Genomic DNA, 18,072 nt, shown 5'->3' on the forward strand with positions numbered 1-18,072 from the left:
TCCATGACCGTGTGACCGGCCACCACCGGGCTGTGAGCGGACGTATCGACCCACACTAACCGCCCGTGCCAAGCCGCACAGGAGGGTTGCCCATGTCGGCCCCCGCCGGACGTGGCCCGCCCGGGGGCCGTCCGGACCGGTCGGGGTGCCCGGGGCCGCGTATCGTGTCAGTGTCCACCCCCTCTCTCCCGAGTCCGTGTCCAGCGTTGAATCCAGTGGTGAAGGACCTGACGGTTTGCCGGCACATGACACCTTGAAGGTCGCTCGACGGGAGTTCCCGCCCGCGCCCGAGACCGCGGCGGCGGCCCGCGAGTTCGTCCACGACACCCTGCTGTCCTGGGGTGTGCCCGACCCGTTCGACGACGTGATCCTGTTGGTCAGCGAACTGGTCACCAACGCGGTCATCCATGCCCGCTCGTCCCTGGAGGTGACGGTCCGGCGCCTGGAGGGCTCCGTCGAGGTGATGGTGACCGACGCCGCGCCCGAGCGCGCGGTGCCCCAGGCCGGCCCCCTCGCCGTGGACGCCTCCCCCTCCCGGAGCGAGGAGCGCAGCGGCGGGCTGGGGCTGGCGCTGGCCTCGGCGATCGCTTCCAGCTGGGGTGTGAGCTACGGGCGCGCCGACAAGGCGGTGTGGTTCCGCATCGACGACGCCGGCGACGGCGCGTCCTCCCTGGAGGCCCCGGCGGCGGTGCGCCGCACACCCGGCCGGCCCCCGCGGCCCGCGCCGTGGTCGGCGCTGGACGCCGCGCTGGGCTCGCGGCTGAGCCTGCCCCAGCTGCTGGAGCGGACCGTGGAGTACGCCACGACGGCGCTGGGCGGGGACGCCGCCTACATCGCGCTGGCCACCTCCGACGAGACCATGTGGGAGGTGCGCTCCGCGGTGGGGCTCACCTCCGGCGGCGCGCCGTGGCGGCCGCTGCGCATCCGCACCGAGGAGGCGTTCCCGTCGGCGGCGCCCGAGCCGGGCGCGGTGATCAACGACGACCTCATGATCGCGCGCGCCCACCGGGGCCGCCTGTCGCGGGCCGGGATGCGTTCGCTGGTGACCGCCCCGCTGATCGTCGACGGCCGGGTCACCGGCCTGCTCGGGGTGGCCTCGCGCCGGACCCGGCACTTCGCCGCGGCGGCGGCCAAGCGGCTCCAGGAGGGCGCCGACCTGATCGCGCTGCCCGTGGAGCGGTCCCGGCTGGCCGAGGTGGAGCTCAACCGGCGGGCCTCGCTCAGCTTCCTGGCCGAGGCCAGCGACCTGCTCGCGGGCACGCTGGACGAGCGGATGACGGGGGCGCTGGCGGCGCAGCTGATCACGTCCCGGCTGGGGCGCTGGTGCGCCATCCACGCCGTCAACGAGCTGGGTGTGCCGCGGCTGACCCACGTCATGCACGGCAACGAGAACTACAACGACGTGCTGCGCGACCTGCTGTCCGGGGAGCCGCCGCGCGAGCAGCGCGACCCGCAGCCGCTGTGGGGGCCGGCCGACCTCACCGAGGAGGAGATCGACGACGGGCTGGTCCGCGAGCTGGTGCGCGGCCCCGCGATCAGCATCCCGCTGGTGGCGCACGGGCGCGAGCTGGGCCGGATGACCATCGGCAAGAACGAGTCGGACGACTTCACCCGCGAGGAGGTCGACGTCGCCGACGACCTGAGCCGCCGGGTGGCCTCCGCGATGGAGAACGCCCGGCTGCACGAGCGGCAGGCCTCGATGAGCGTGGCGCTCCAGCGCAGCCTGCTGCCCGCCCGGGAGAAGGAGCCGTCGATCCCCAGCGTGGACCACGCGGTGTTCTACCGTCCGGCGGACGAGAAGAACGTGGTCGGCGGCGACTTCTACGACGTGTTCGCGGCCAGCGGCCGGTGGTGCTTCGCCATCGGCGACGTGTGCGGGACCGGCCCGGAGGCGGCGGCGGTGACCGGCCTGGCCCGGCACACGCTGCGCGCGCTGGCCAAGGAGGGGTTCACCCCCTCGCACATCATGCAGCGGCTGAACATGGCGATCCTGGACGAGAACACCTCGACCCGGTTCCTGACGATGCTGTACGGGGAGATGACCCCGGCCACCGACGGCGGGGGCGGGATGCGGGTGCGCATGGTGTGCGCCGGGCACCCGCTGCCGCTGCGGCTCAACCCCAAGGGCGAGGTGGAGCAGTTCGGCACCTCGCAGCCGCTGCTGGGGGCGTTCGAGGACGTCGGGTTCACCACGGAGAACGTGGACATCCGCCCGGGCGAGGTGGTGCTGGCGGTCACCGACGGCGTGACGGAGCGGCGCAGCAACTCCGACATGCTCGGCGACACGGGGCTGGAGCGGATCTTCTCCGGCTGCTCGGGGCTGTCGGCCCAGGCGGTCATCAGCCGTATCGACCGGGAGCTGGAGGAGTACGCGCCCGGCGGGCACACGGACGACACCGCCATGCTGGTCCTGCGCTTCCTGTGACCCCCGGGGCCCGCGCGCCCGGTCAGGGCGCGGGGCGCCGCGGGCGGGGGCTCAGAGCCAGCCCATGTCCTGGGCGGTGCGGATGGCGGCCATGCGGTTGTCGGCGCCGACCTTGCCGATGGCGTTGGACAGGTAGTTGCGGACGGTGCCCTCGCTGAGGTGCAGGGCGGCCGCGATGCGGGCGACGGTGGCGCCGTCGGCGGCGGCGCGCAGCACCTCGGCCTCGCGGTCGGTGAGCGGGCTCTCGCCGCCGACCATCGCGGCGGCGGCCAGGTCGGTGTCGATGTAGCGGCCGCCCCCGTGGACCCGGCGGATCGCCCCGGCGAGCTGGTCGACGGGCGCGTCCTTGGCGAGGAACCCGCGGGCGCCCGCGGACAGGGCGCGGCGCAGGTAGCCGGGGCGGCCGAAGCTGGTGAGGATGACGACGCCGCAGCCGGGGGCGGTCTCCCCGAGCCGGGCGGCGACCTCCAGCCCGGTGGCCCCGGGCATCTCGATGTCCAGGACGGCGATGTCGGCGGCGTGCTCGCCGACCGCGTCGGCGACCAGGTCGCCGCGCCCGACCTCGGCGACGACCTCCAGATCGTCCTCCAGGCTCAGAAGCGCGGCGATGGCCCCTCTGACCAGGTGCTCGTCATCGGCCAGCACGATCTTGATCAAGGTCGGCCCTTCGCTCTGTGTCGGTCCGGTCGCGGCGCGATAGTGTTCCGGACAACTAGGTGCATAGGTCGCAAGAGACACAGACCAGGACGGACGGTGGCCCCTGCGGTCGCCCTCCGGGGGAGAACGGACTCGAAACCCCGGTATATCGGGCTCTCACCCTGTTCTAACCCATGCGCCGCATGATGGAGCACACCAGATCGGAACATCGTCCCGCCGGAGGATGAGTTGAACCCCAACGAACCCACACCAGGTACCGAACCCGACGCCTCGACCGGGGAGAACACGCCCGGGGCCGACGCCGCCGGGTCGGTGGGGGGAGCCTCCGCCGCCCACGGGGCCACCGGTCCGCAGGGGTCGGAGCCCTCCGAAGGCCGGGGTGCGGGGGCACCCGGACCCTCGGAGGGCACCGGCCCCAGGTTCGCCCCGCACGACCACCCGCACGAGGGGGCCCGGGACCAGCCGCCGCGCTGGGCCACCGGCCCCAACGAGGCCGACCGGGTCGCGTTCTCCTTCCCCCCCGGGGGCGGGGAGGGGACGCACCAGGGCGGCCCCGGCCAGGTGCCGCACGCCGCGCCCCAGGGCGGGTTCGGCCCGGCCGCGCCGGGCGGCCCGGCGCCGCAGGCCCACTACGGGCAGGTGCCGGGGGGCCACGGGCCCTTCCCGCCGGGCCCGCACGGTCCCGGGGGGCAGGGGCCGCAGGGCCCCGGCGGTCCCCAGGGGCCCCAAGGGCCCTTCGGGGGCGCGCACTTCGGGGGCGGTCAGCCGCCCTACGGCCCGCACGGCGCCGCGGCCGGGCCCGCGGGCCCGAGGCCCGAGCGCAGGCGGGGCGGCCGGGTGGTGGGGATCGCCGCGGCCACGGCCCTGGTCACCAGCCTCATCGTCGGCCCGGCCGCCGCGCTGGGCACCGCCTACTTCTTCCCCGACGGCCTGGGCGGCCCGGTCAGCTCCCTCAACGGCGAGCAGGGCGGGACCGCCACCGAGGGCGAGGTGGGCGAGGTGGCCGAGAAGGTGCTGCCGAGCGTGGTGTCGATCCAGACCGCCAACGGCGGCGGCAGCGGGGTGGTGATCTCCTCCGACGGGCAGATCCTCACCAACGCCCACGTGGTGGACGCCGCCCAGGGCGGGCCGCTGGAGGTGCTGTTCAACGACGGGACCTCCGCGCCGGCCGAGGTGCTGGGCTCGGACCCGGTGTCCGACATCGCCATCGTCCAGGCGCAGGGCGCGAGCGGGCTCGAACCCGCCGTCCTGGGCGACTCCGACCAGGTCGGGGTGGGCGCGGACGTGGTCGCGATCGGCTCCCCGCTGGGGCTGTCCGGCACGGTGACCACGGGTGTGGTCAGCGCGCTGAACCGGCCGGTCAACACCGGCGCCACCGAGAGCGGCACGGGGCAGACCTCGACGGTGATCAACGCCATCCAGACCGACGCGGCGATCAACCCCGGCAACTCGGGCGGCCCGCTCGTGAACATGGCGGGCGAGGTCATCGGCATCAACACCGCCATCGCCGGCATCTCCCAGGAGAGCGGCTCGGTGGGCTTGGGCTTCGCCATCCCGATCAACCAGGCCAAGCCGATCGCCGAGCAGCTGGTCTCCGAGGGCAGCGCGAGCTACCCGGCCATCGAGGCGACCATCACCAACAGCCCCGACGGCGGCGCCGCCATCGTCGAGGTGACGGAGGGGGGCGCGGCCGACGAGGCCGGGCTGCGCGCGGAGGACGTGGTCGTGTCCGTCGAGGGGGTCCAGGTCACCACGCCGGACCAGCTCATCGCGCAGATCCGCTCGCACCGTCCGGGCGAGGAGATCACGCTGGGCGTGCGCTCCGGCGGCTCCGGCCAGGTCAAGGACATCACCGTGACGCTCGGCGAGCAGAGCGCGGCCTCGGTGGAGCAGGAGGCCGAGGAGGACTGACCCCGGGCGGGGGAACGCCGGGGGAACACGGGAGAACGCCGGGGGCGGGGCCGCACAGGCCCCGCCCCCGGCTTCGTGCGTGGAGAGGACCGCACCACTCCCGTACGGCACGCGTGCCGCCCCGGCCACGGGCATGCGGACCCCGCCCCGGCTTCGTGCGCGGGGAGGGCGGCACCACCCCCGTGCGGGGAGGACCGCACCACCCCCGGAGGCATGCGCGCCACCCCGGCCGCGGGCGTGGGGGGACCACCCCGGGCGGGTGCGCGGGGGGCGGCACCACCCCCGTGCGGGGAGGACCGCACCACCCCCGGAGGCATGCGCGCCACCCCGGCCGCGGGCGTGGGGGGACCACCCCGGGCGGGGTGCGCACCCCCTCGTACGGCCGGGGACCGGAAAATACACTGGTCCGCGAGCCGCCGACCGGGACGGCGACACGCCGCGGACGCCCCCCGGGGGCGGCGGTGACCGGCGGCGAAGTCACCGGTCGGCAACGGCGCGGTGATTGAGCGTGTTCAGATGATCACTCACGGTATCGTTCGCTGGGTCGTGTGCTCCCCGGCCGCCACCCCGTCATCCGGCGGTCGGCGATGGTCAACGCGGGTGCCCCACACTCGTGCGTACACGGCGACCAGACGTGCACCGGTTCAGGAGACATCCGATATGACCACCTCCTTCCTTCCCCAGTCCCCGCCGGCGGCCGAGGTCCGGACGGCCGCCGGTGGACACCGCACGACCGTGCTCATCGGCACGGACACCTACCCGCCCGACGTGAACGGCGCCGCCTACTTCACCGCCCGGCTGGCCCGGGGGCTGGTCCGGCGCGGCGTGCGCGTGCACGTGGTGTGCGCCTCCCCCGACGGCCGCCCGCACACGGCGGAGCGCGACGGGGTGGTCGAGCACCGGCTGCGCTCGGTGCCGTCGCTGGTCCACGACAGCGTGCGGCTGGCCCTGCCGGTGGGGGTGCGGGGCCACCTGGACCGGATCATGGAGCGGCTGCGCCCCGACACCGTCCACATCCAGAACCACTTCCTCGTCGGGCGGATGCTGGCCGCCGCCGCCCGGGCCCGCGGCGTCCCGGTGGTGGCCACCAACCACTTCATGCCGGAGAACCTCTTCGACTACGTGCACGTCCCCGGCCCGCTGCGCCCGCACGCCGCCCGGCTGGCCTGGCGGGACCTGGGCGCGGTGCTGTCCCGGGTGGACCACGTGACCACGCCGACCCCCGCGGCGGCCCGGCTGCTGTGGGAGCAGGGGTTCGCCCGGCCGGTGGAACCGGTCTCGTGCGGGATCGACCTGGCGCGGTTCCGGCCCGTGGAGGGCGGGGACGCGCAGCGCGGACGCATCCGCGCCCGGCTGGGGATCCCCGACCGGACGACGGTGGTGTTCGTGGGGCGGCTGGACGAGGAGAAGCGGGCGGACGAGCTGATCCGGGCGGTGGCGCGCACCGGTGCGGACGTCCAGCTGGTGCTGGCCGGGCACGGCGCGTACCGCGGGAGGCTGGAGGAGCTGGCCGCCGCCGAGGGGGTCGCCGACCGGGTGGTGTTCCTCGGGTTCGTCTCCCACGAGGACCTGCCGGACGTGTACCGGTCCGCCGACCTGTTCGCCATCGCGGGCATCGCCGAACTCCAGAGCATCGCCACCCTGGAGGCCATGGCGTCCGGGCTCCCGGTGGTGGCGGCCGACGCCATGGCCCTCCCCCACCTGGTGGAGGAGGGCGGCAACGGGTTCCTCTACCGGCCGGGCTCCGCGCGGGAGCTGGCCGCGCGGGTGGACGAGGTGGTCGCCGACGGGGCCCGGCGGCGGGCGATGGGCGCGCGCAGCCGGGAGATGGCGCGCGCCCACCGGCTGGAGGACTCCCTGGCCCGGTTCGAGCGGATCTACCGGGAGGTCGCGGCCGAGGGCGCGGCGGTACCGGCGGGCGGGTTCACGGCCGGCCGTTAGGCGGTGCGCCCGGCGCTCCGGGAGGGCCCGGCGGCCCGTCGGGTCCGGGCGGTGCCGCCTCCTCCGGGACGGGCCCCTCCGTGACGGGGAGCGTGAACCCGATGGCGGCGCCGCCGCCCTCCCGGTTGCGGGCGAACACCTCGCCGCCGTGCGTGCGGGCGATCTCCCGCACCATGGACAGGCCCAGACCCGATCCCGGCAGCCCGCGCGCCGAGGTGGCGCGGTAGAAGCGCTCGAAGACCCGGTCCGTCTCGTCCGGGTCGATGCCCGGTCCGCGGTCCAGGACCTCCACGGTCCCCGCCCGGACGCGGATCTCGATGGGCGCCGTGCCGTCGGGGTCGAACTTCGCCGAGTTCTCGACCGGGTTGGCCATCGCCCGCTCCAGGGCGCCCGGACGGCCGTGCACGGTGCTGTCGTCGGCGTCCACGAGGATCTCCCGGCCGGTGCGCCGCCCGGTGCGCTCGGCCACCTTCGCGGCGACGTCGGCCAGGCGCACCGCGCGCGGCGACTCGTCCTCGTGGTCCCCGGTGGCCAGCCCCACCAGCTCGTTGACCAGGGTCGTCAGCTCGCGGGTCTCGCCGCGCAGGTCGTCGATGAGGCTGGAGCGCGCCTGCGGGGTGAGCCGGTCGGCCCGGCCCAGCACCTGGATGTTGGTGTACAGGCTGGTCAGCGGGGTGCGCAGTTCGTGGGCGGCGTCCTGGACCAGGCGCCGCTGCTCCTCCTGGGAGCGGGCCAGGCGGGCCAGCATCGCGTTGAAGGCGTCGCCGAGGCGGTCCACCTCGTCGTGCCCGCCCTCGCCCGCCGGGGTGTCGCGGCGCCCGGACAGCGGGTCGAGGCGGCCGGTGGAGCTGACGTACTCGGCGGCGTCGGTGAGGCGGGCCAGGCGCCCGGTGGTGCGGTGCCCGACGAGCCAGCCCACGCAGGCCGCGCACAGGGCGACCAGCAGGCCCACCCACAGGATCTGGGTGGCCAGGCGGGCGAGCATCCGCTCGGTGGGCGACATCTGCTGGATGACCTGGAGGGCGCCCGCCCCCTCGCCCAGGGACACCGTGGCCACCCGGTAGGCCTGGCCGTTCACGGCCTGCTCGCGGGTGGAGACGGCGCCCGGCTCGGTGGAGAGCACCATCTCCATGTCCTCGTCGGTGGGCGCGAAGAGCACCACCTCGGCGGTGCCCGACACCTCGACCGTGCGGGCGCCGTCCGGGGCCAGCAGGTGGATCTGGAGGTCCTTGCTCGCCAGGATCGGGCTCCGCGTCGCGCCGAGCGCGCCGCCCTGGTTCTCGCGCAGGGAGACGATCTGGTCGGACAGGGCGGTGACGACCCGGTCGAACTCGTCGCGCACGTCGGCGCGGATCAGCGCGGCCGCCGTGGTGTAGGCCAGGGTGCCGACCAGGGCGATGGTGACCGCCACGACCAGTGCGAACAGCACGGCGAACCGGGTCCCCAGCCGCCAGCCGCTCGGGTGCAGGAGCACGTTCGGGACGGCCGTGCGGCTCTCGGGCACGGCCCTCACCCCTGCGGGCGCAGCGTGTACCCGACACCGCGCACGGTCTGGATGAGCGGCGGGCCGCCGTCCTCCAGCTTGCGACGCAGGTAGCTGATGTAGACCGCGAGGTTCTTGGACTCGGGGCCGAAGTCGTAGCCCCAGATGCGGTCGTAGATGGTGGCGTGGTCCAACACGATGCCCGCGTTGCGGACGAGGAGTTCGAGGAGGTCGAACTCGGTCTTGGACAGCTCGACCTCGCGGTCGCCCCGCCACACCCGCCGGGCGCGCGGGTCCAGGCCCAGCTCGCCGACGCGCAGCGTCCCCTCCTCCGGGTCGCCCGGGACGGGGGCGGCGCGGCGCAGCAGCGCGCGCAGCCGGGCCAGCAGCTCGTCCAGCTCGAAGGGCTTGGCGAGGTAGTCGTCGGCCCCCGCGTCCAGGCCCGCCACCCGGTCGGGCGTCTCCACCCGCGCGGTGAGCATGAGGATCGGGGTGCGGTCGTGCTCGGCCCGCAGCACCCGCGCCACGCCCAGCCCGTCCACGCCCGGCATCATCACGTCCAGGACCAGGAGGTCGACGGGGTCGGAGTGGACGGCGGCGAGCGCCTGCACCCCGTCGGCGACGGTCCGGACCGCGTAGCCCTCCAGTTGGAGGGCCCGCTCCAGCGACTCCCTGATGGCGCGGTCGTCGTCGGCGACGAGCACGGTGGCGGTGGTGGCGTCCATGGCCCTCATGCTGCCGCATCCGGGTGAGAGGCCGGTAAGAAGCGGTTGGGTGGCGTGTCAGAGCCGGGCGGGTCAGGCGGGCGGGGTGAAGGAGCGGGTGCGGGTGAGCCCGGCGGCCCGGCCCTTGCCCGCGATCACCAGGGCCATCTTGCGGGAGGCCTCGTCCAGCATCTCCTCGCCGAGCATGACGGCGCCGCGCCGCTCGACGCCGGTGGCGTGGGCGTAGGCGTCCAGGATCAGCTCGGCGTGGTCGTAGTCCTCCTGGCCGGGGGCGAAGACCTCGTTGGCCGCCTCGACCTGGAGGGGGTGCAGCACCCACTTGCCGTCGAAGCCCAGGGCCGCGGAGCGCCCGGCGGCGCGGCGGAACGCGTCCACGTCGCGGATCTGGAGGTAGGGGCCGTCCACTGCCTGGAGGCCGTGGGCGCGGGCGGCGGTGAGGATGCGCATGAGGACGTAGTGGTAGGCGTCGCCGGTGTCGTAGCCGGGCGGCTGCTCCCCCACCACCAGCGATTTCATGTTCAGGGAGGCCATGAAGTCCGCGGGGCCGAACACCAGGGTCTCCAGGCGCGGGGAGGCGGCGGCGATCCCCTCGACCTCGGTCAGGCCGGCAGCGTCCTCGATCTGGGCCTCGATGCCGATGCGGCCCACGGGCAGCCCGGCGGCGCGCTCGACCTGGGTGAGCAGGGTGTCCAGCCACTGGACGTCGCGGGCCGCGGTCACCTTGGGCAGCACCAGCGCGTCCAGGTGGGCGCCCGCGCCCTCCACGACGGCGATGACGTCCCGGTAGCACCAGGCGGTGGAGGTGTCGTTGACGCGGACGGTGCGCACCTTCTCCCCCCAGCCGCCGCCGGCGAGGGCGGCGACCGCGGCGGCGCGGGCCGCCTCCTTCTCGGCGGGGGCGACCGCGTCCTCCAGATCGAGGAAGAAGGCGTCCGCGTCCAGTCCGCGCGCCTTCTCCACGAACCGCGGATTGGATGCCGGCACCGCCAGTACCGACCGCCGCGCCCTGAGTCCCATGCCCGTCCCCCTCGTCGTCCCGCCGCGATGCGGCCCCATCATCGCATCCCCCGCCCTGCCCCGTGAGGTGCATAAAGTGGGACGGGGCCCCGCGGGCCCCCAGAACCGTGAGGAGCCGCCGATGTCCACCACGTCGTACCCGACCAGCGCCCACTGGGGCAGTTACCGGGTCCTGGTCAGCGACGGCCGCGTGGTGGGGGTGCGGCCGGACCCGGACGACCCGGCGCCGTCCCCGGTCATGGAGAACACCCCCGGCGCCCAGCACCACGCGTCGCGGGTGGCCCGGCCCGCCGTGCGGCGGCGGTGGCTGGAGCACGGCCCCGGGCCGGACCCGCGCCGGGGCGACCCCGACGACGAGTACGTCGAGGTCGGCTGGGACCGGGCGCTGGACCTGCTCGCCGCCGAGCTGGACCGGGTGCGCTCGACGCACGGGAACGCGGCGATCTACGGCGGGTCCTACGGCTGGGGCAGCTCCGGGCGGGTGCACCACGCGCAGAGCCAGCTGCACCGGTTCCTCAACACCGTCGGCGGGTACACGCGCTCGCGCACGACCTACAGCCACGGCGCGGTGGAGACCCTGTTCCCGCGCCTCATCGGCACCCCGGCGGCCAACCGGCTGCTGCACCGCGCCCCCTCGTGGGAGGCGATCCGGGAGCACACCGACCTGGTGGTGACGTTCGGCGGGCTGCGGGTGTCCAACATGTGGATGACCTCGGGCGGCCGGGCCGCGCAGACGGCGGGCCCCGCGATGCGGCGGGCCTCCGACGCGGGCGTGGGGTTCGTGTCGCTGTCGCCGCTGCGCGACGACACCCCCGACGACGTCAAGGCCGAGTGGGTCCCGCTGCGGCCGGGCACCGACACGGCGGTGCTGCTGGCGCTCATGCACGTGCTGTTCACCGAGGGCCTGGCCGACACCGGCTTCCTGGACCGGTACACGGTGGGCGCCGACGCGGTGCGCTCCTACGTGCTGGGCGGGCGCGACGAGCGGGGGCAGGGCCCCGGCACGGCCCGCACCCCGGAGTGGGCGGAGCGGATCAGCGGAGTGCCCGCCGCGGAGATCCGCGCACTGGCCCGGGCCATGGCGGGCGGGCGCACGCTGGTCAACGTGGGCTGGTCGGTGCAGCGGGCCCGGTACGGGGAGCAGCCGCTGTGGGCCGGGCTGGCGCTGGCCTGCTGCCTGGGGCAGGTGGGCCTGCCGGGCGGCGGTTTCGCGTCCGGGTACGGGTCCATGGGCAACTACGGGGGCGGGTCCACGCCGCTGGGCCTGCCGGTGATGCCGCAGGGCGACAACGCGGTCAAGGACTTCATCCCGGTGGCACGGGTGTCGGACATGCTGCTGAACCCGGGCGGGGCGTACCGCTACGACGGCGAGGACCGGCGCTACCCCGACATCAGGCTCGTGTACTGGGCGGGCGGCAACCCGTTCCACCACCACCAGGACCTCGTCCGGCTGGCCCGCGCGTTCGGGCGGCCGGAGACCGTGGTGGTGCACGAGACGCACTGGACGGCGACCGCCCGGCACGCCGACATCGTGATCCCGTCCACGACGGTGCTGGAGCGCGACGACCTCACGGCCAGCCGGGGCGACCTGAGCCTGCGGGCGATGCCCCGGGCGGTGCCGCCGCACGGGCAGGCCCGCGACGAGTACGACACGTACGCCGACCTGGCGGAGCGGCTGGGCGTGCGGGAGGCGTTCACCGAGGGGCGCACCGCGGACGGGTGGATGCGCGAGATCTACCGGCGGTGGCGGTCGCTGGTGACGCGGCGCGGGATCGAGGTCCCGGAGTTCGACGCGTTCTGGGCGGCGGGCCGGGTGGAGATGCCGGCGCGGGTCGAGGACGAGGCGCTGCTGGCCGACTTCCGCGACGACCCGGAGGGGAGGGCGCTGCGGACGCCGAGCGGGCGGATCGAGCTGTACTCGGAAACGATCGCCTCGTTCGGCTACGAGGACTGCCCGGGGCTCCCGGCGTGGCTGGGGCCGGGGGTGGCGGAGCCGAGCGGGGAGTTCCCGCTGGTGCTGGTGGCCAACCAGCCGACGGGGCGCCTGCACGGCCAGCAGGACATGGGCGCGCACAGCATGCGGGAGAAGGTGGGCGGCCGGGCACCGGTGCGGCTGCACCCGGACGACGCGGCCGGGCTGGGGATCGGCGACGGGGACCTGGTGCGGGTGGTCGGCCCGCGCGGGTCGTGCCTGGCGGGCGCGGTGCTGAGCGACGCGCTGGCGCCGGGGGTGGTGCAGCTGTCGACGGGCGCCTGGTACGACCCGTCGTCGGCGGCGGCGACGTGCGTGCACGGCAACCCGAACGCGCTGATCGAGGACGTGGGCACCTCGTCGCTGAGCCAGGGCTGCACGGGCCAGCTGGCCCGGGTCCGGGTGGAGCGCTTCGACGGCACCCCGCCCCCGGTCCGCGCCTTCGACCCGCCCCGCGGAACCACCCCCGCCTGAGCCCCGGCCACGTGGCCTCCCACCCGCCCGGGGCCGGACCGGGGCCTGTGCCGCAGCGGTTTTCTCCGAACCGGAGCGCCCGGCCCCAGCCGGTCGGCGGACCGCGGCCTGCGCCCCAGCCGTAGAGCGTCGCTTCCGGCTCAGGTCGCGGGGGTGAGGGCTCGACCGGAGTTGTCCCCAAAACTCAGCCGCTTGGGAACGGCGGCCAGCGGAGCGTGGACCCGGCCCCGGGCGGGTGAAAAGCCGCGTGGCGCAGGCACCGGCCCGGCGACGTCCTGCTGGGGGCGGCGGAACGCCGTTGCCCCGCCGGTGTCCCCTTCCCTAGAGTTCCGGGAATGAAGATCAGACCAGGCTCCACCGCCGACCTCCACACCGTGCTCGGCATGCTCGACTCCGCCGTCGAGTGGCTCGTCGCGAACGGCAGGACCGGGCAGTGGGGCACCGAGCCCTGGTCGTCGCGGCCCCGGTCGGTCACGCGCATCGAGAAGATGCTGGCCCAGGGCGAGCCCTGGATCGCGGAGGTCGGCGGCGAGCCCGCGGGCACCCTCATCCTGGACTCCGCGCCCGGTCCCGAGGTCCCGGCCGCCGACGAGCCCGAGGTGTACGTCCGCCTCCTGGTCACCGACCGCCGCTTCGCGGGCCACCGCGTGGGCGCCACCCTCCTGGAGCACGCCGCGGACGAGACCCGCCGCAAGGGCGTCGACCTGCTCCGCGTCGACTGCTTCGCGGGCAGCGAGGGCCGCCTCGTCGCCTACTACACCGGCCAGGGCTTCACCCCCACCGGCACCTTCACCGTAGGCGAGTGGCACGGGCGGATCCTCGCCAGGCGGATGGGCTGAGGGGCCTCCGGGCTCAGTATTCGAGTTCCGGCCGCAGCGGCCCGCCCACGCGGTGCAGATGGCGCAGCACCTCCGCGTAGGACCGGAAGAACCCCGTCTCGTGGTACTCCAGCCCGAATCGCGCGCACGCCGCACGCACCAACGGTTGCACGCGGCGCAGGTTGGGCCGGGGCATCGACGGGAAAAGGTGGTGCTCGATCTGGTAGTTCAGCCCGCCCAGGAGCAGGTCGACCACGACCCCGCCCCGTATGTTCCGCGAAGTGAGCACCTGGCGGCGCAGGAACCCCGTCTTCGTTCCCTCCGCCACCACCGGCATCCCCTTGTGGTTCGGGGCGAAGGAGCACCCCATGTACAGCCCGAACACGCCCTGGTTCACCAGCACGAAGCACAGCGCCTGCAACGGGGTGAGGGTGGCCAGCACGACCGCCAGGTAGGCGCAGAAGTGCACCGCCAGCAGAGTCGCCTCGGCCATCCGGGTCCGCAGCGGCAGGTCCGTGCGCCGCACGACCCCCGCGACCGAGGCGAAGTGCAGGTGGAAAGCCTCCAGGAGGAGCATAGGGAAGAACAGCCACGCCTGGCTCCGGGCCAGCCACCTCCCCGGCCCTCGTCGACGCAGTAGGGCCTGCTCCCGGCTGAACGCCAGGGCCGCCCCCGCGATGTCGGGGTCTCTGCCCTCGTGGTTGGGGTGCGCGTGGTGCCGGTCGTGCTTGTCGACCCACCACCCGTACGCCAGCCCCACCAGCAGGTCCCCGTGGATCCAGCCGATGGCGCGGTTGGCACGCTCGCCCTCGGCGATCTGCCCGTGGCCGGCGTCGTGGCCGATGAAGGCGGTCTGGGTGAACAGCAGCCCCAGGACCGCGGCGGTGACCATCTGCCACCAGGACGGACCGATGAGGACGAAGGCCGTCCAGGCCGCCAGGAGCAGGAACAGCGTGACGGCGATCCGCACCGCGTAGTGGCCCCGGCGCCTGCGCAGCAACCCCTGTTCGCCCACCTCTCGGGAGAGGACCGCGAAATCACTCCCCCGTCGCCCGGACGTCGTCTCCGGATGCCGCGTCGCGCCTTCGGTCATCCGGCCATCGCCTCCCCCACCGTCGCATGCACGGGCGGGAGCCCGTGCCTTCCGGTGAGCTCCAGGAGTGCGGCGACCCGCGCCGAGGGCGCGGCCAGGCGCAGGTCGACCCCCGCCCGTTCGGCACGGTCCCGGACCTCGGCCAGGAGGGAGAGCCCGGCGGCGCTGAAGAAGACCACCCCGGACAGGTCGATGACCACCTTCTCCCCCCGCCGCCCTCGTTCTCCTCGGTCGCGCACCACCTCGAACAGCCGCGTCCGATACTCGGAGAACGTGACGAGGTCGATATCGCCGACGACGCGGACCAGCGTTCCCCGCTTGTGCTTCCTCCACGACACCGCACTGCGGCGTGAGACGCGCGTTCGCCTCCCGCCCGCCTGGTAGAGCCCGCCTCCCTCGGATTCCCAGTCCATCTCCTGAGGCGTGCGGGGGGAGGGCATGAGCAGGGAGGCCGCGTCCATGATCTCTGAGGCCCGGCTGGTATTGGTGGACAGGGCCGCGAGGTCGATGGCCGACCAGGCGGAGAACGCCGCCACGCCGGGCGGCACGACCAGCAGGCGGGTGCGTGAGCCGTTGGCACCGACCGCGACCAAGAGGTCCGGCGGTGTCTCCAGCGACCACGAGAGGCGGACCGCGCGACCGGCCACGGCAAGGAAGCCGGGGCGGCGGTACCAGCCGGTCACCCCCAGTTCGAGCAGGTGGACGGGACCACGCCGGTCGTCGAGGGCGAGGACGAGCCCGGGCAGTTCAGCGACGGGGTCGCCCGACCTGGGCCACCAGCCGCCGTCCAGAACCGCTCCGCGGTGCGGGATGGGGTTGAGCCTCAAACGGGGGACCGAGGGCTGGGAATCGGACTCGATGGGCGGGTGGGACGTGAAAGAGGCCATGAGAGCCTGCTCCGCATTCCCCGGGCCGGAAAAGCGGTACTCGTCCCGGTCCGGATGGGAGCGCGACGCCGCGGGCGCGCCACGCGAGGCGGGAGAGGGGCCAGGTTCCAGGCCTGCACCGCACATGGCATGGCGGCCCGGGATATCGGTTCCGGATCCTGCGCTGCCGTCGCATACTCGCCCCGGTGTACCGGGCTCTCTCGAAACGGGTCATTTCCCCCGTTCACCCCCATGCTACGCCCTCACCTCGTATTTTCCAGGGGTGCACGCACCCCCACGTGCCCGGCTCCCCGGAGCGGACACCGCGGTCGCGGCCGGTCGACGTACCGGACCTCAATCGAGAGAGCCGTGGTGACCGTCCGCGGGTCCGCCGGCGGTCCGCTGCAAAAGGCAGCCGTCGCCGACCGGCGGACGGCACTTCGGGGAACGTACCGGTTCACCCACAAGGTCCGCCCCAGCAGAGATCTGGTCGCGATCCACGCGGTCAGGCGCCAGCGACCCCGGGGCTCAGCGCACGAGCAGCCGGTCGACGGACCGGGGCAGCAGCAGGCCGCCCAGCCCGACCACCGCGTACACCACCTGGCCGGGCGCCAGCATGCCCAGCACCGCGCCGCTGTTGGCGGTCGGCGACCGCAGGAAGTCGCGCATGTGCGGGTGGGCGCGCGGCACCCCGTTGCCCGACACCAGCAGGAGCAGCACGGCGGCGAGCAGCACCCCCGCCCACACCGCGTCGAACGCCGACAGCCCCGCGAACCAGGTCTGCGAGCGCTCCAGCGCCAGCAGCGCGTATCCCGGCTCCCCGGCCGGGGTGCGCGGCGCCACGACCGGGGCGGCGACGCCCGACACCGCCAGGGCGGCGGCCCCCGTCATCGCGGTGACACCGCCGGTGGCCGCCAGCCCCAGCCTGCGGGCCAGGTCGCGGGCGGTCCGCGTCAGGTCCTGCTGCGACGGGTAGTGCCGCCAGGGCCTGCCCGCCGACCGCGCCTCCCCCATCGCGTTGGCCCGCCGCCGTCTCAGGAACCGCCAGGTGTCCCCCAGGGTCGCCGGCCCGCGGCGCGCCGCGATCGTGCACGCCGCCAGCTCGTGCACGATCATCGCCAGCGTGGTGGTCAGCGTGACCGGCAGCTCCGCCCAGGCCAGCGCCGCCCGGCGGAACCCCGGGGCGATGTCCCCCGGCACCCGCACGCGCATCGCCACCGCCCGGCCGCGCGCCCTCCTGCGCAGCCCCGCCAGCGGCGGCAGCCCCGGCAGCGGGGGTGTGCTCTCCGCCGCCGTCGCGATGAGCCGGTAGTCCAGCGCCACCGCGCACAGCACCAGGACCACCAGCAGGAAGGGTGTCAGCACGCCCCCGCCGAGCACTCCCAGCACCGCGCCCGACGCCGGGTGCAGCTCCGCCCCGGCCAGGATCGCGTTGAGGTTCAGGTGTTCCAGGAACGCCAGCAGCACCGCCAGCGGCGGCAGCGCCCACAGCCGGCGCCCCCGGCCCACGACCGCCAGCCCGATCGCGGCGCCCACGAGGCCGGTGGTCACCGCGTGCCCCGAGAACGCCGCCACCATCTCCCCGGTCTCGCGGTCCATGACCTCGCTGCCGCCCGGCAGGAACCACCCCCCGCCGCCGGACCCGCCCACGGCGAGCGCGGTGACCAGGTGCTCCGCCAGCTGGAACCCGGCCCCCGAGGCCGCCGCCAGCAGCGCGAAGTCCACCGCGGCCAGCCTCCGGGCGCGGCGCAGCGCCACCAGGGGCAGCAGGAGCAGCGGCAGCAGCTTGCCGGCCTCCTCCACGGTGACCGCCACGTAGGTGTAGGGCACGACGTCGTAGGTATCGGCGCCCAGCGCCCCGGCGACCGCCCGCTCGACCAGCGCCAGCGGCACCAGCAGCAGCGCCCCCAGCGCCGCCACCCGCAGCAGCGAGGAGAAGGCCACCGTCCGGGAGCGGGCCAGCACCGCCAGCTGGAACAGCACGGCGAAGAGCGTGACCAGCACCGGCAGCACCGGGGCCGCGACGGCGGAGAGCGCGAACGGGGCGATGGCCGCCACCGCCAGCGCCGTCCACCCCGCCACCCCGCGCAGCGCCCGCAGGGCGCGGGCCGCGCCGCCGCCGCGGAGCCGGTCGGCGGCCGAGGCGGCCCGCTCGTACGGGTCGGGCCCCGGGGCGCGCCCGCGCCCGGAGCCGGCGCAGCGGTACAGCGCCGCCGCCCGCACCAGGTCGGGGGTCTGCTCGATCTCCGCCCGCGAGGCGAAGTGCGCCCGGGCCTGGGGGATGTCGGCACCCACGAGTTCGCGCACGAAGTCCGCGGGCCCTGCCGCCACCGTCAGGTCGTCGGCGGTGATGAGCACCGCCGCGGAGAAGTCCTCCACGCACACCAGGAAGTCGGTGGGGTCGGGCCCCCAGCCGCGCACCAGGTCGATGAGGGTGTCGGTGTGCAGGGGGATCTCGGTGACGGGCTCGTAGGAGAACTCCGGCCGGGTCCGGCACACCAGCAGCCGCTCCACCCCCATGGACCGCCCGGCGGCGATGACAGCGCGCACGAGGTTGCGGTCGCGCGGCACGAGGAACGGCGTGGTGACCTTGCCGCCGACCCGGATCCACTGCGGATCCAGCTCGGTCGCTCCGGCGCACACGCGCAGGACCAGGTCCCGCGCCAGCATGGCCTGTTCTTCCATCAGGG

General features: G+C 75.0%; 12 protein-coding genes. 5 read left to right on the forward strand and 7 right to left on the reverse strand.

Going from position 1 to position 18,072, the window contains the following annotated elements; translation table 11 throughout:
- The first annotated feature begins 253 nt into the window (after window positions 1-253).
- The gene (locus BUE45_RS25500; RefSeq protein WP_073382726.1) at window positions 254-2,425 is read left to right on the forward strand and encodes a SpoIIE family protein phosphatase; all 2,172 of its coding nucleotides are present in this window, start codon (window positions 254-256) and stop codon (window positions 2,423-2,425) included.
- Between the two features lie 51 nt (window positions 2,426-2,476).
- On the opposite strand, the gene BUE45_RS25505 is transcribed toward BUE45_RS25500, so the two are convergent.
- Window positions 2,477-3,082, reverse strand: a complete 606-nt coding sequence (locus BUE45_RS25505) for a response regulator transcription factor (RefSeq protein WP_073382729.1) — start codon at window positions 3,080-3,082, stop codon at window positions 2,477-2,479.
- Window positions 3,083-3,310: 228 nt separating this feature from the next.
- On the opposite strand from BUE45_RS25505, the gene BUE45_RS25510 reads away from it, so the two are divergent.
- Entirely contained in the window at window positions 3,311-4,993 is a 1,683-nt protein-coding gene (locus tag BUE45_RS25510) for a S1C family serine protease (protein WP_073382731.1), read from the forward strand.
- 660 nt (window positions 4,994-5,653) lie between these two features.
- Window positions 5,654-6,934 carry a glycosyltransferase gene (locus tag BUE45_RS25515; RefSeq protein ID WP_073382734.1) on the forward strand — a complete coding sequence of 427 codons (1,281 nt, stop codon included), beginning with the start codon at window positions 5,654-5,656 and terminating at the stop codon, window positions 6,932-6,934.
- Here the strand turns inward: BUE45_RS25515 and BUE45_RS25520 are convergent.
- The 3 genes from BUE45_RS25520 to BUE45_RS25530 form a co-directional block, all read right to left on the reverse strand.
- Window positions 6,918-8,438, reverse strand: coding sequence for a sensor histidine kinase (locus tag BUE45_RS25520; RefSeq protein ID WP_143173478.1), 1,521 nt, complete (start codon window positions 8,436-8,438; stop codon window positions 6,918-6,920). The genes BUE45_RS25515 and BUE45_RS25520 overlap by 17 nt on opposite strands.
- A 5-nt stretch (window positions 8,439-8,443) precedes the next feature.
- Window positions 8,444-9,151, reverse strand: coding sequence for a response regulator transcription factor (locus tag BUE45_RS25525; RefSeq protein ID WP_378655286.1), 708 nt, complete (start codon window positions 9,149-9,151; stop codon window positions 8,444-8,446).
- Between the two features lie 63 nt (window positions 9,152-9,214).
- Window positions 9,215-10,159: an HpcH/HpaI aldolase/citrate lyase family protein gene (locus BUE45_RS25530; RefSeq protein ID WP_073382739.1), complete on the reverse strand. Its 945-nt coding sequence runs from the start codon at window positions 10,157-10,159 to the stop codon at window positions 9,215-9,217.
- A 121-nt stretch (window positions 10,160-10,280) separates the two neighbouring features.
- On the opposite strand from BUE45_RS25530, the gene BUE45_RS25535 reads away from it, so the two are divergent.
- Complete coding sequence (locus BUE45_RS25535; protein WP_073382741.1) at window positions 10,281-12,605, forward strand: molybdopterin-dependent oxidoreductase; 2,325 nt, start codon at window positions 10,281-10,283, stop codon at window positions 12,603-12,605.
- 335 nt (window positions 12,606-12,940) lie between these two features.
- Entirely contained in the window at window positions 12,941-13,444 is a 504-nt protein-coding gene (locus tag BUE45_RS25540; protein ID WP_073382744.1) for a GNAT family N-acetyltransferase, read from the forward strand.
- Between the two features lie 13 nt (window positions 13,445-13,457).
- On the opposite strand, the gene BUE45_RS25545 is transcribed toward BUE45_RS25540, so the two are convergent.
- From BUE45_RS25545 to BUE45_RS25555, 3 genes are all read right to left on the reverse strand, one after another.
- The gene (locus BUE45_RS25545) at window positions 13,458-14,423 is read right to left on the reverse strand and encodes a fatty acid desaturase family protein (RefSeq protein ID WP_342746050.1); all 966 of its coding nucleotides are present in this window, start codon (window positions 14,421-14,423) and stop codon (window positions 13,458-13,460) included.
- Between the two features lie 89 nt (window positions 14,424-14,512).
- Complete coding sequence (locus BUE45_RS25550) at window positions 14,513-15,403, reverse strand: DUF5994 family protein (protein ID WP_073382750.1); 891 nt, start codon at window positions 15,401-15,403, stop codon at window positions 14,513-14,515.
- Window positions 15,404-15,910: 507 nt separating this feature from the next.
- Window positions 15,911-18,067, reverse strand: a complete 2,157-nt coding sequence (locus BUE45_RS25555) for a protease PrsW (RefSeq protein ID WP_073382753.1) — start codon at window positions 18,065-18,067, stop codon at window positions 15,911-15,913.
- Window positions 18,068-18,072 lie beyond the last annotated feature (5 nt).

It is taken from the genome of Nocardiopsis flavescens (genome assembly GCF_900141985.1).
Lineage (GTDB): Bacteria > Actinomycetota > Actinomycetes > Streptosporangiales > Streptosporangiaceae > Nocardiopsis > Nocardiopsis flavescens.

What these genes read in the sequence shown, in the direction of transcription:
- BUE45_RS25515 (WP_073382734.1), top strand. Translation starts at nt 5,654, where the DNA reads ATGACCACCTCCTTCCTTCCCCAGTCCCCGCCGGCGGCCGAGGTCCGG.
- BUE45_RS25525 (WP_378655286.1), bottom strand. Translation starts at nt 9,151, where the DNA reads ATGAGGGCCATGGACGCCACCACCGCCACCGTGCTCGTCGCCGACGAC.
- BUE45_RS25530 (WP_073382739.1), bottom strand. Translation starts at nt 10,159, where the DNA reads ATGGGACTCAGGGCGCGGCGGTCGGTACTGGCGGTGCCGGCATCCAAT.
- BUE45_RS25535 (WP_073382741.1), top strand. Translation starts at nt 10,281, where the DNA reads ATGTCCACCACGTCGTACCCGACCAGCGCCCACTGGGGCAGTTACCGG.
- BUE45_RS25540 (WP_073382744.1), top strand. Translation starts at nt 12,941, where the DNA reads ATGAAGATCAGACCAGGCTCCACCGCCGACCTCCACACCGTGCTCGGC.
- BUE45_RS25550 (WP_073382750.1), bottom strand. Translation starts at nt 15,403, where the DNA reads ATGGCCTCTTTCACGTCCCACCCGCCCATCGAGTCCGATTCCCAGCCC.
- BUE45_RS25555 (WP_073382753.1), bottom strand. Translation starts at nt 18,067, where the DNA reads ATGGAAGAACAGGCCATGCTGGCGCGGGACCTGGTCCTGCGCGTGTGC.